Origin of the sequence: Sorangium sp. So ce367, from assembly GCF_051520455.1 — a bacterium.
GTDB lineage: Bacteria > Myxococcota_A > Polyangia > Polyangiales > Polyangiaceae > Sorangium > Sorangium cellulosum_B.
Window position 1 is genome coordinate 10,600,358 of sequence record NZ_CP150334.1, and the last position, 13,046, is coordinate 10,613,403.

General features: G+C 68.2%; 9 protein-coding genes. 5 read left to right on the forward strand and 4 right to left on the reverse strand.

All coding sequences use genetic code 11. The features are described 5' to 3' along the window. Window positions 1-488: 488 nt before the first annotated feature. From WME97_RS40155 to WME97_RS40170, 4 genes are all read right to left on the reverse strand, one after another. Window positions 489-2,612, reverse strand: coding sequence for a recombinase family protein (locus tag WME97_RS40155; protein ID WP_437545634.1), 2,124 nt, complete (start codon window positions 2,610-2,612; stop codon window positions 489-491). Between the two features lie 261 nt (window positions 2,613-2,873). Continuing rightward, window positions 2,874-4,184, reverse strand: coding sequence for a tyrosine-type recombinase/integrase (locus tag WME97_RS40160; protein WP_437545636.1), 1,311 nt, complete (start codon window positions 4,182-4,184; stop codon window positions 2,874-2,876). Window positions 4,185-4,255: 71 nt separating this feature from the next. Next, complete coding sequence (locus tag WME97_RS40165) at window positions 4,256-4,783, reverse strand: hypothetical protein (protein WP_437545637.1); 528 nt, start codon at window positions 4,781-4,783, stop codon at window positions 4,256-4,258. Beyond that, entirely contained in the window at window positions 4,780-5,262 is a 483-nt protein-coding gene (locus tag WME97_RS40170) for a hypothetical protein (protein ID WP_437545639.1), read from the reverse strand. Before WME97_RS40170 ends, WME97_RS40165 begins: the two co-directional genes overlap by 4 nt. 1,803 nt (window positions 5,263-7,065) lie before the next feature. Here WME97_RS40170 and WME97_RS40175 point away from each other — a divergent pair. The 5 genes from WME97_RS40175 (at window position 7,066) to WME97_RS40195 (ending at window position 13,044) form a co-directional block, all read left to right on the forward strand. Beyond that, window positions 7,066-7,689 (forward strand): hypothetical protein, encoded by a 624-nt coding sequence (locus WME97_RS40175; protein ID WP_437545641.1) that lies wholly within the window; start codon window positions 7,066-7,068, stop codon window positions 7,687-7,689. Between the two features lie 119 nt (window positions 7,690-7,808). After that, a complete protein-coding gene (locus WME97_RS40180; RefSeq protein ID WP_437545643.1) occupies window positions 7,809-9,164 on the forward strand; it encodes a DDE-type integrase/transposase/recombinase in 1,356 nt (451 codons plus the stop codon). Then, window positions 9,161-9,676 (forward strand): AAA family ATPase, encoded by a 516-nt coding sequence (locus WME97_RS40185; RefSeq protein WP_437325350.1) that lies wholly within the window; start codon window positions 9,161-9,163, stop codon window positions 9,674-9,676. The genes WME97_RS40180 and WME97_RS40185 overlap by 4 nt, the downstream gene beginning before the upstream one ends. A 1,460-nt stretch (window positions 9,677-11,136) precedes the next feature. After that, the gene (locus tag WME97_RS40190; protein WP_437545645.1) at window positions 11,137-11,568 is read left to right on the forward strand and encodes a hypothetical protein; all 432 of its coding nucleotides are present in this window, start codon (window positions 11,137-11,139) and stop codon (window positions 11,566-11,568) included. Window positions 11,569-11,694: 126 nt separating this feature from the next. Continuing rightward, the gene (locus WME97_RS40195; RefSeq protein WP_437543653.1) at window positions 11,695-13,044 is read left to right on the forward strand and encodes a helix-turn-helix domain-containing protein; all 1,350 of its coding nucleotides are present in this window, start codon (window positions 11,695-11,697) and stop codon (window positions 13,042-13,044) included. The last annotated feature ends 2 nt before the right edge of the window (window positions 13,045-13,046 follow it).

Below are 13,046 nucleotides of genomic sequence, written 5' to 3' on the forward strand. Positions count from 1 at the left end.
GCCCTCGTCGAGATGTTCCGCGAGGATCTCTCCGGCGCCGAGGCGTCAGCGGCAGAAATGTCTATTATTTCAATTGGTTCCGACTGACGCTTAGCCGAGTCGTCTTCCGGCGTGGCCCAACGCGGGCCCAACGAACCGCCTGTGATGGCGCCAGCGTCCGCCGTGGCGGGGGCGGGGACCTCGCCCGGGGGCGGCGTCTGACCGGGCGGCGCGCCGGAGGCGGAAGCTTCGGCGCTTACCGAGCCCGTGTCTGCTCCAGGGGACGCGGGTTGGCCTCCCCCTACCGAGCCGCCCTTTCCTCTCAGCTCGGGGATCGCCTCGTCCAGGGGGGCAAAGTCGCCCAGCCCAAGCTCGGCGATCTTGCGCGCGGCGCGCTTGTAGTGGTGGATCTGGCCGCTCGACTTGTGTCCGGTCCGGTCGGAGATCCACGTCTCCGTGCGACCATTCGCGAGCTTGATGGTGATCGACCACGCATGATGCAACTCCTGTCACATTCTTTTCGAGGCCTTCCTGCTCGGCGGTAGAGGGTGTTCACGACGGAGTCGACGGAGCCGTCGTAGCTCCACCTTGTCGGCGGTTACTGCCCACTGGCCTTCGATCCGGCGAGCTTGCACCAAGCCACGGCGGCGCCACCCATGCAGGGTGACAACGGGCATCTTCAACTCGCGAGCCAGGTCCGCAACCCACCAGGCGTTTTCGGCGTTCCGCGGCGGCGGCTTGGGCCCCCGCGGGACGGCGCCGTAGCGAGACAGCATCGCAAAGATCAATCGACCGTTAAACTGGTTTTGCTGAGTCGGAGTGATCCAGCCGTCTGCGTTGAGCTGCTTGGCGATCCGTTCTGCCGTGAGCCCCTTGCGCCGCAGGTCGTAGATCGTCGCCATAAGCGCATCCTTGTATCCCGTCTTGCCCAGGTTGTGAACGGGGCGGCGGATGCGCTGATATGTTTGGTGCCCACCGACCCAATGCACGATGAGATCCATCCACGACGTGTCGTTTTCGGTCGTGACTACCACGTGATTGATCAATAGCCTCAACACAGTCTTGTGCTCTATGACCGTCGTTGTGGGCGCGTTCCAAAGCGCAGGCAGATCTGTGGCAAGGGCACGGATAGCGGCGAGGTCCTCGGCCGTCAGGTGTTGAGGCGCCTGCTGAGAGTGCCGTTCGTACGCTTCGCGCAACTCGCGCTCGGCGCGGAGCGCGTCTTCCCAGCTTCGCTCAAGCGTGCGGGCTACAAGCCGGTTCTCTGGCTCCACGCTCCTATACTGCCGAGCGGCGCGCTCTGCTTCGTAGCGTGCACGCTCGAGGCGCTGCTGCCAGAGGGCTTCCTGCTGCGCACGCTGCTGCTCGAGATCGGTGCGGACCCGCAGACTGATCTCTAGCGCGGCCGGCGTCAATGCCGAAAGCGCCAACGCCGTAACCACCCGATCGACACACGGGCCTGAGATGCTGGTGCAAAGCCGACCACCATGGTGAATCGATTCGTCGTTGCAGACGTAACGCGGGTAGAGGCGTCCGTTCTTTTTGCATGAGGCGTACTGCACCGACATTCGCACGTTGCAGCGCCCGCACTTGACGAGCCCCTGCAATAAGGCGCTCCCACGCCGCACGGCGCCCGAGGCCGCCTGCGTACGGTTGGCCTTCAGGCGAAGCTGGTTACGCTCGAACTGCTCCCAGCTGATATACGCCGGAAGGCAATCACGGACGCAGGCCTGCCAGTCCGCTGGCTCCACGAGCGGCGTGCGCCCCGTAGCGCGGCGGCCTGGCTGTTGCCGACGTGGGTCCATCCTGCGCCGCCCATACACATAGGCTCCCGCATAGATCGGATTGCGAAGTATGTTCGCGACCATGCCACGATGGGGACGGTGCCATTCAAGGCCACCGCGGTCTGCCCCGGTTCGACGACGCACGCCGATCTGGAGCCCCTGCTCGACCATCGCGCACAGCACGGCACGCACATTGCCGAGGCGTTCGAACTGCTCGAAAATGAAGCGCACGACCGCCCGGACTGACTCGTCGGGATCGAGGACCACTTCGCCGGAGGCTTGCAGCAGGTAGCCCGAGGGCACTGGCTTGCTCAGCTCTCCACGGCGCGCCTTCTGCAGCTTGCCCTGGAGCAGCCGTTGACGCAGGATGTGTAACTCGGCCTCGGACATCGTCCCTTTCAGCCCCAGCAGCAGTCGATCGTTGTATTGCGACGGGTCATAGAGACCGTCCAAATCTGCAATGAGGGTGCCGAAGCGAGCGCATAGCTCGAGCAGCTGGTGCCAGTCCTTGTTCGAGCGTGCGATTCGCGACATCTCCACGCCCAGGATCATCCCGACGTGATCCAGAGCGACCTCGGCCAACAGCCGCTGGAAGTCGTGGCGCCCCGCCGCCGAAGCCCCCGAGGTTGCGAGGTCCTCGTCGAGTACCAGGATCCGCTCCGCTTGCCAGCCGAGCCCCCGCGCCATCGCTTCGAGGCTGTATTGCAGTCGTGTCGACTCTTGGTTGTGCTGGACCTGGTACACCGATGACTGGCGTATGTACACGACCGCAAGCCGATCGAGGTGGCGACTGCTGAGCTTCGTCGGGCGCGCCTCGATGCTCGTGCAGGACCCTGCCATGGTTGTCATCGGCCGCCTCCTGGCGCGCCGCCAGGCAACGGCTCAGCATGCTGCTGAGGACGCTCACGAGCTGCGCCTGACTGTCCCGCGTCAGCGCCGCCCACAGATGCTCCTCGGTGGTCCTCTGCTGGGGCATGTGGCACCGTCCCTCCCGGACCTCGCCGCTCACGCGGCGCGTCGCTCGACTGTGCACGCAGCCACCGTGCCAACGCCAGCAGCGCCTCTGCGGCAACGACCGGCAGCTCGCTGGGGGTTGAATCCTTTGTGACTTTACCTGTATTCGGTTTGGTTGATGGTAATGAAGGTCGCTCGAGTGTCGTGCAATCGGATGTTCAGCCTCGACTCCGTGGTCTCGAACAGCTCGGGTCGATCGACTCCCGCGCTTTGGAGGTGATCTCTGAAGCGTTCGGCCCCGTGACAACCCGGCAAGGGGTCCCCCTTTGGCCCGACGAAGACACGCCGATTGTCCGGCCAGAGCTCGCGATAAGCACGAAGCGCGCGCACCACATCAGGCGATAGTGCCCAGGCGCGGGGGTCATCGGTCTTGTTCTCATCGAGAACAACGGCTCCCCGGTCAAGGTCGACGTCCGACCATTCGAGAGTTCCGGCCTCGTCGGCTCGCATGCCCTCGCGCGTGAGGAAGCCATAGTAGATCCGGAAGCACAGCGGGACCATCTGACTCCTCATGAGGCGCTGATCCTCGTCAGGGTACAAGTAGCCCTTTGCTTTATTATTTTCTATCTTCGGAATCCACCCGCGCGGCAGCGGGTTGTGCGCAATGATGCGCGCCGGATAGGCAGCCAGTGACAATAGCCGATGGATGACGATCGCAATATTCCGGCGCGATCCGGGCTCCAGGTGCGCCGGCAGCCGTGACATCGCGTGGTCGGCATGGTCGAGTGTGAAGCGCACGAGGGGAACGGGGCCTAGCACGTCGAGCACGTGGCCCAGCCTCTGCTCATATTTATCGGCTGTCCGAATCGCCTTCACATGGTCCGGATACTGCTCGGCAAGCTTTCCAGAAAGAACCCGCTCAGCGAACTCGGCGAAGGTCGTTTCCCCGGAGGCACGGGCGCGCGCTTCGCCCCTGCACAGGTGGTTGATCGCGAGCCGGACGTCACGGAGCGCGCTGCCCTCGCGCGCGGCAGCCTGCTCCAGCAGCGGCAGGCCGAGCACGATCTGCCCGGCAGCGAGCAGGTGCCTGCTGAGCTCGGCCAACACTTCCAGCCGCGCGTTGGCGTCGTGCTCGGTCCGGCACATCGGCAGGCTGAACGTGCGTCGCCCCGCCTCGCCGAGGCTCAGACGCGCGGTCCACGTGTTCCTGCGCAACCGGACTGACCCGGAGCCGTTGGCGCGCTTGTCGCCTGCCGCTGATGGCGCGGTGCCCTGCGGGCGCTCTGGAGAGCTCGACGCTCCCGGTAAGCTCGCACGGGGCGCGGCTCCCGCCTCCGGCGGCGAGGCGCGCCCGCCGGGGCGGCTCGCACGTGCGCGGCGCTCGGTCGATCCGGCTGAAGGAACGGACGAGGTAGCGACTGCCGGCGAGCGCTTGGCGCGCGCCCGCCGCTGCGGTACGTCGGTCATGGGTCGGTCTCCGGGAAAGCGGGGGTCGATCAAGGGCCCGTCCGGCGTTGGTAGCGCCGAGCGGGCCCGCTCTACTTCAGCGCCAGCCTAGCACGCCTCGCATCTGCGTGACGGGGGCTCGCTCGGCCGGTGGGCGGCTGCGGAACAGGTTCGAGCCCGGCAGAGGCCAGCACGGCGGCAACTCGAGTGTTCTCATCCGCCTCGGCGGTGCGACGCGACGCCGGCTCACTGGCCAGCGCCCTAAGGTACGCAACGAACGACTCGCGCTGGACCAGGCGCAACTTGCCGAGTTTGGTGATCAGCAGGGGAAAGCCGGGCGCGCGGATGGTGTCGAGGAAGATGCGCGCCGGGATGCCGGTGACCGCCTCGACGTTCTTCTGCGAGAGCATCTCCGGCTGCGGCGCCGTGATCGTCAGCCCAGCCAGCGGGATTGCGAGCGTTGCGGTTGCCGTCGCCGTCGCTGGCTGGTCGATCACCTTCGGGCTGGACCATCCGCCGGTGGGCGTCTCCAGGCTCGCTCTGTCGATGGCGCGCGTGCCGTTACCAGCCTGACGAAGAGCAAGCGGTGCCGATACACGCGCGAGAGCCGCTCGTGTCATGCCATACCTCCATCCGTGTTGGGTTCGTGCGCAACCGTGACCGCCGCTTCTCGATCGCTCGGACGTGGGCTTGAGCTCGCGGGCGTCCCGCGCTCCGCCGCCTCCCACGCGGCACGCAGGCTGCTTGCAAGTTTTCCTCCCCCCTCCATCGGCGGTCCCATTCGCTTCAGCGCCTCCAGGCGTGCCGCCTCCAGCCTCGACCGGCGCGGCGCCGTCGCCCGGCGCTTCTCTACGAGCTCACCGAGCACCTGCGCCGCGCGCTCCCACTGCTCCGCCGCCCCGGGCGCGTGCGCGATCCTTCGCACGGCGTTCCAGGCCGCTTCAAGCTGATCACACAGGTTGCCGATCTCGGGGTGCAGCCGTGCGATCGCGCGCAGGTGGCACCGGGTCTGCTTGTTCATCTGGAAACACTCTTCCAGGACGTGGCTCGGCGCGCGGACAACTCCGCACGCGAGCTCGTACCAGCGCCGCGAGCTCATGCGTCTACAAAAGCACCGAACCACAAACCTGCCAGAGCGAAGCCTTCATTTTCCGTTCAACTTTAAAGAGCGTTAAAGCACAGTACAAGAGTCGGCTCCTGGCGAGGGCGACGGCATTAAAGTCTGATGTAGCGTGTGACCAAGAGGACGCCGGTTCTCACGTGTCACCGTGACCTGACTGGCATTCGCTGGGGCCCGATCAGGTGACCTCGGTGTGCGGGGTGACCCCTCCCGGCGATCCCACGGCCCGGCCGTCGAGCGGGGCCTCGCCCAGCGCCGCGGCCGCGAGCCGCGCTGGCGTCCACCTGGGCGAGTTCCGCCTTGCACGAGCCGCCCGCCTGGACGAGCTCCGCGGCCCCGTGCGCCGAGTTCGCGCCCCGCCGCGTGCTCGGCTCCACGCCCAGGCCGCCCCGGCGTCCGCCGGGAGGAGCTCACGCCGCGCTCTTCGGGCCGCCCCGCGGTCGTGCCCGCCGCGCGCCGCCCTTGCCTAGGTATGCGACAAAACGGACGTCGGCGGCTCGCCGGAGACCCTCAGCCGACCCGCGCAAAATTACCAAATCGACCCCCTTCGCACCCCCCCAAATCGGCCCCCCGGGAGCTCCCTCGAAGCGGTCTAACTGCGCGTCACCAGAGCGGTTTCTACACCTGACCAGATCCCGGTAACTCGCGATGAGATACCGGGTCGTCAGAATTACCTTTTCGGGCCTCCTCACGGGCTCTCGTGCAGGCTCCGTCCAGATCCCGAAACACCACAACAACGGAGGTTCGGATGTGGTAGGGGAGCAGCTACCCTCGCGCCGTCGACGGCCAGACGCGCGGTCGGCGGGCCGCGCAGGCGGGCGACGCTGCTCCACGGGCGGCATCGTGCGCAGCCCCAGGCGTTCGTCCGTCAGCGCGCGGTCCCCGCGACCTGCCTCACGGCGCGCTCCGAGGAGGCGCCCGCCCGCGGAACGGCCGCGCGCGGGCGACGTCGTGCAGCTCGAACCCCGACAGCGAGAGTGCCGACGACGTCCTCAAGGAGGAGGAACCGATCTGGCGCGCGCTGCGAGCCGTCGCGCTCGAGCGTGCTGGCTAGAGCTCGTCAAGTCGAAGGGTGGCGGGCATGAGCGCGACACCTCGCGCTCGACACGCTACGCGAGCTCCCGTCGCGCCCTCATCGCTGGCTTCACCCACCGGTGAGGGGAGCGCAGGTGCGAGTGTGAGCGCGTTTGCTGGGCCCTCGAGCGCGGCCCGTCGCGCCGCCGTCGGCCAGCTGCGTTGACGGCGCGCTGACAGCCGTGCGCCTGGAGCTGCACGACGTCGGCCGCGCGTCCACGTTCCCCGATACCTGTTCCACGGTCCCGGGCGCGCGTGACACGAGGGGCGGCGAGATGCACAAGAAGGCTCATGACGCGTTGTTACCGCGCGCTCTCATCGATGCCGCAGCCCATCGCAGCGAGCATGATGCTTGAGGGTGAGGGGTTCCGCCCAACGAGGCTGGCCATCAAGGAGAGTGCTCGCTCCGCGTACGCAACCTGGGAGGACGACTCCGGAGTGCCGTGACGCACGCATTGCGTCCAGACCCTCAAAATTCTCATCGCAGCCCCCTGAGCACGGTTGCGTCGGCTCAGCGAAACCCTTCCCGCGCGAGCGCGGCACTTCCGTCCAGCGGTCGAAAATTACCACCCCTTGTCGCTCCCACGCCTGCCTCACGACGGGGTAGGCCGGCCGCTGGAGCGGAGCAGCGGCGCGGTGCCGGCCACAAAATAGGCGACGAGGAGACCTGATCTTGGCGGACAGCCTCCTCGTCGTGCTCCGGTTCTTGTGCTCAGGAATCGAAGCGGTCGCAGTGTTATCCAGAGCGCCATCGACATCAAGCGCTGGCAGCAGCAGCCGCCCTCGGTCGTCGAAGCGCGGCCTGCGCGCTGCCCCGTCTGCGGCGCTGCGAGCTGTCCGCTGGGCGGCGCCATCCGGCTCCAAGGCCACGGCAGGCGTGAGCGGCAGGTCTGGGGCCCCACCAGCCCGGACCGACCCCCCGAGGTGCTCTCGGTGACCGCCCGCCGCTACCGCTGCCTCGATTGCGGCGCTGTGCTCCTCGTCGTTCCTCGCGGTGTGCTCGGCCTTCGCGTGTACAGCGGCGCCGCGATCGGCTTCGCCCTCGCGCTCTGGGGCCTGGCGCTCGCGAGGGCGGCCGAGGTCCGTCGGCGCGTGGGCCCGGCGAAGATCCTCGGCGACAGCGCCGTCGCCGGCTGGGCCATGCTGCGCCGGTGGGCGCGCGACGCCGCGCAGCGACGTCTGTTTGCGGATGCCCCCGACCCAGGCCCGTCCGCCTCGCTCCGAAAGAGCGCAGCCACCGTCGCAGCATCGCTCGCGGCAAGCGCGGATCCGACGACCCGGGCGCTGCCGCTCGAGCAGCGAGCCTTCTTCGGCGCCGCGCGTGCGGCGTGATGGTCTTTGCCCCCAAGGAGACCCCTTCGTACAGCCCACCTGAGAGGATCCCTGCCGAAAACGCCGTCGATCCCGGACAAGGACCGCGCGCCAGCAAGGCGCAGAAAGGACCTGTCCGAATGGCCCTCGGCCCCGCCGACCACGCCGAGACCGTGGCGCTCTATCGCGCCACGATCATCGGCCCTCTCATGCACCGCGTGCTCACCCACGGCCAGCTCGCCGCCGAGCTGCGCACGCTCAGCGAGCAGCGGTTTCGACCGCCGGGCGCGCACAACACGCGCACCTACTCGGTGCCCACGCTCGAGCGCTGGCTGTATGCGTATCGCTCCGCTGGCCTCGACGGCCTGCGCCCGCAGCCACGCAGCGATCGAGGCTTCGCGCAGGAGCTGTCGGAAGAGCTGCGCACGTTGCTGCTCGATATCCGGCGCGAGCATCCCGACGCCTCGGTGCCGCTCATCCTCAAGACGCTCGTCGACGAGGGGCGACTCGAAGTGGGTAAGGTCTCCGAGCCCACCGTACGGCGGCTGTACGCCGCGCACGGCCTCCGCCGCCGCGCCGCGCGCGCCGAGGGCGAGTCGAAGACGCGGCTGCGCTGGCAAGCCGAGCGCCCCGGCGCGCTCTGGCACGGCGATGTCTGCCACGTGACCGGCTGCACCGTCGGCGGCAAAGCGATGCCGCTCCGCATCCACGGGTTGCTCGACGATGCCTCTCGTTACGTCGTGGCGCTCGAGGCGCACACGACCGAGAAGGAGATCGACATGCTCGCCGTGACCGTCGACGCCCTGCGGCGCCACGGCAAGCCCGACGCGCTCTATCTCGACAACGGCTCCACCTACCGCGGCGACGTGCTCAAAACCGCCTGCGCGCGGCTCGGCATCACGCTCCTGCACGCAAAGCCGTACGACCCACAGGCGCGTGGCAAGATGGAGCGTTTCTGGCGCACGCTGCGCGAAGGGTGTCTCAACTACCTCGGTGCCGTGGCGTCGCTCGTCGACATCAACACGACCCTCCGCGCCTTCCTCGACAGGCGTTACCACCCGACGCCGCACGCGGGCCTGCTCGGCAAGACCCCGGCGAAGATCTATGCGGCTCGCCCCGTCGCGGCGGGCGTCGTCGACGAAAAGGCGCTGCGCGTTGCGCTCACCGAGCGTACCCGACGCCGCGTCTCGGGCGACAACATCGTTTCTGTCGATGGCGTCGCCTGGCAGCTCGATCAAGGCTACCTCGCTGGCCAGCTCGTCTCCGTCGCCCGGTGCTTCGTCGCGCCCGACGAGCCGCCGTGGGTCGAGCACGAGGGCAAGCGCCTGGTGCTGCATCCGGTCGACCCGCAGCGCAACGCACGGCGCAAGCGGCTGCCGTGCGGCGGGCCTGCGGCGAACAAGCCGACACGCCCCGTGGATTTCAACCCCGCGCGGCCGCTCGGCCGCTCGATGGGCACTGGCGCCGACACGAGCGAGCGCGGAGGTGAGCCGTGAGCGAGTCCTACGTCCGCTTCTTCACCCTCTCCGCCGCCCCCTTCTCCAAGGAGATCCAGGACGGTGACCTGTGGCTGCCGCCCTCCAAGGAGCAGCTCGTCGAAGAGGTGTGCGAGGCCGTGCACGAGCACGCCCAAGTGCTGCTGGTCGGCGAGCCCGGTGCCGGCAAGACGTGTGTGCTGCGGGCAGTGCGTCATCGGTTGCCGCAGGCAGGCTTCCGGCTGACCTACTGCCACAACGCCACGCTCGGTCGCCGCGACTTCTATCGCCAGCTCTGCCATGCCCTCGGCCTCAACCCCGCTGCGACCGCGGCGGCCGTCTTCTACGCTGTCAGCGCGCATATCGAGACCCTCGGTCGCGAGCGCATCCATCCGGTCTTTCTGCTGGACGAAGCGCACCTGCTCCACCAAGACACGCTCGATCATCTCCACATCCTGCTCAACGTGCGCCGTGAGGCGCTGCCAAGACCGGGGACCGCAAGGGGTCCCCCTCGCCCAGGTCGAGCTGGGTGAAGAAGGGCGCCGCGAACGTCCCCGGAGACTGGAACGGGGGCCTGCAACAGCCGAGCGGCGTAAACAGCCGGCGAAGGAAGCTTCGGCGACCGAGGCCGGTGACCGCAGGTGCCAAGGTGAGAACTGCATGGACCGTCGTCCAGGCAAATCGAAGTCGGTGTTAGAACCCTCTGTACGGAAGGATGCCCCGCCTCGTGCGGGTTTGCAGCCAGAGCCCGGTAGCCAATTGAAAGCACCTGGGTATGCCCGGTATGGGCATGCCGCCCCCCAGCCTCGAAGGGGGAAGCGGTCCGCGCTGCCAGGGGCAAAGCCGACCACCTACAGCACCACGGGTCAGGGCAGTGAACACGGGAACCCCGAGCCGAGCGCTGGCGGAAGCGCCAGCAAGCCACCAGGTCTGGCAATGTCTCGTCCGGGGGGCGGAGCCTCCGTAGTAGTCGGAGCGCGGGAAAGCCGCGCACATGGCAAAGGGAGGCAGTCCATGGGTGAAACGCGTATGGCGCCGGAGAAAGCCGTGTATGCGGCGCCTCAGTCCGATCAGGACTGGCTCCGGAGCGTCCAACGCGAGCTTCACCGGCGAAGTAGAGACGATCTGGACTACGTCTTTCGTAAGCTGTGGGGATTCGTTACAGATCCTCGCACCTTGCGATGCGCCTTCCATCGCGTCGCCCGCAATCGCGGGAGTCGCACGGCGGGTGTCGACGGTGTCACGGTGGTCAAGCTCGGACGAACGAGCGGTGGCGACGAGTCCTTCGTGCAGACACTGCGCGAGGAGCTCAAAGCTCACCGTTTCCGCCCGAGCCCTGTCCGACGGGTGTTGATCCCCAAGGCAGGCACCCCAGGAAAGTACCGTGCCCTGGGTGTTACCGAGCACCGTCGTTGATGCCCATGGTGCGCCTGTGGATCCAGCTCTTTGATGACGGGGCGCTCGACCCACCGGAGAACACCATCGTCGAGGCGGATCAGACGCGATGACAGAGGTGTCCGGGGGCAGCAAGTTGCCGGAGCGCTCCCCGGCCATGCATTACGCCGAGTCCGATGAAATTCTCATTGTAGCTCGTCCCGAGCACGAACGCGCTGGTCGAATCCAGGAGCACAGGAAAAGAGGGAGCGCGCATTCCGTTCTCCTCTCGAAAATTACCAGCACGACTCCTCGCCCGTCGGCGTAACGAACGGAGTAGGTCAGCGGCAGGAGTGGAGCATCGGCGCGGCGCCGGCCACAAAATAGGCGACGGGAGGAGCTCGTTTGGCCGCGTGCCCCCTCCCGTCGTGCTCCGAATCGCTTGAAAGAGCGGAGCCCTCAACAGATCGTCCATTTGGACCTCGATGTCAAAGGCTGGCTTGGTTCCCCGCCCACCGTAGACCGCGCGCGGCCAGCCCGCTGCCCCCGTTGCGGCGCGGCGGGGTGCCCGCTGGGGGGCGGGTTGGGGCTGTGGGGTCACGGAACGCGGTCGCGGCAGGTGCGCGGGCCGCTGGCTGCCGGTGAGCGCGGCGGGCTCGTCACGATCGAGGCGCGCCGCTATCGATGCCGCCGCTGCAGCGCCGCGATCACGGTCGTGCCGCGGGGCGTCGCACCGCGACGGCACTTCGCCGCGACGGCGATCGGTCTGGCCCTGCTGCTCGTCGGCGTCGCCGGTGCAGCGCTCATCGAGGTGCGGCGGCGCGTCAGCCCTTGGTCCGCCAGCTTCGATGCTGACAGCTGGGTGACCGTGCGGCGCTGGCTACGCGCCATCGACCAGAGGCGCCTCTTTGCGGCGGTCCGCCCCAGTCCCCTCGCTGCATCGCTGCGGCAGCGGGCCGAGCGGGCGGCGATGACGCTCGTCGCGATGGCGCCTTTTGCGGCCGAGGTCCCCGAGGCCGCCGTCATGGCAGGCGCCGTGCGGGCCGCGTGATGGCAAGCGGCCCGCTCGCCGAGCTCATGCCGGACCCCACCCGGTTGGATCCTCGGTCGGCGGAGCGCCTTGCGCTTGGATGGCTGTGCGGCCGGTGCGGTGTCACCGGCGCGGAAAGGACACGACGTGCAAGACCCCCTCCAGCCGAAGGACCACGCCGAAGCGGTGGCGCTCTATCGCAGCGAGATCATCGGCTCGCTCATGCACCGCGAGCTCGACCGCGGAGAGCTCGCCGAAGCGCTCGCCGACCTGAGCAAGCAGCGGTTTCGCCCACCACGCGCCCATTCTCCGCGCACCTACTCCGTCCCCACGCTCGAGCGCTGGTATTACGCGTACAAGACCGAAGGTCTCGAGGGCTTACGCCCCAAGCCCCGCAAGGACAAGGGGCGGGCGCGCGAGCTCACCCCCGAGCAACGGCAGATGCTGCTCGAGATCCGAGAGGAGCACCCGAGCGCCTCGGTCTCGCTCATCCTCGACACCCTGATCGCGGCGGGCCGCATCGACAAGGGCGCCATATCCGCCACCACGGTGCGACGGCTGTATGCCGAACACCACCTCGATCGCGTCGCGCTGCGCGATCGCCCGGGCGGCAAGGTGCGGCTGCGCTGGCAGGCCGAGCATCCCGGCGCCCTGTGGCACGGCGATGTGTGTCACGCGTCGCCGATCCTCGTCAACGGCAGCCCGGCGCCGGTGCGCATTCACGCGCTGCTCGACGACGCCTCGCGGTACATCCTCGCGCTCGAGGCGATGAGCGCCGAGCGGGAGGTCGACATGCTGGCGCTCTTCATCCGGGCGCTGCGCAAGCACGGCGCTCCCGACGCCCTCTACCTGGACAACGGCTCGACCTACCGCGGGCACACCTTGCACCTTGCGTGCGAGCGACTCGGCACCACCCTGATCCACGCCCGCCCGTACGACGCCCCCGCGCGCGGCAAGATGGAGCGCTTCTGGAGGACGTTGCGCGAGAGGTGCCTGGACTTTACCGGCGCGCTCGGGTCGCTCCACGACCTCAACGTCCGGCTCTACGCATGGGTCGACGAGCACTATCACCGCACACCGCACGCGGCGCTCTTCGGCAAGTCCCCCGCGCAGGTCTACGAGGAGTATCCCCACGTCACCGACGACCTCGACGAGCGGAAGCTGCGCGACGCGCTCACGGCCCAGGCCCGCCGGCGCGTGCGGCGTGACAGCACGCTCTCGATGGATGGGGAGGACTGGGAGACCGATCTCGGCTTCCTCGCCGGCCGCCTCGTCACGGTGTCGAGGTGCCTCGTCACGCCGACCGAGCCGCCCTGGATTGAACACGAGGGCAAACGCTTCGCCCTGCACCGGGTCGATCCGGTGAAGAACGCCCATCGGCCGCGACCGGCCTGCAACCTCGATGTCGCTCACGAGGCGCGCGTCCCCTTTGACCCGCCGAAGACCCTCCTGGACAAGGCTCTCGGACGAACGCCCCGCGATGACGAGGAGGGATGACC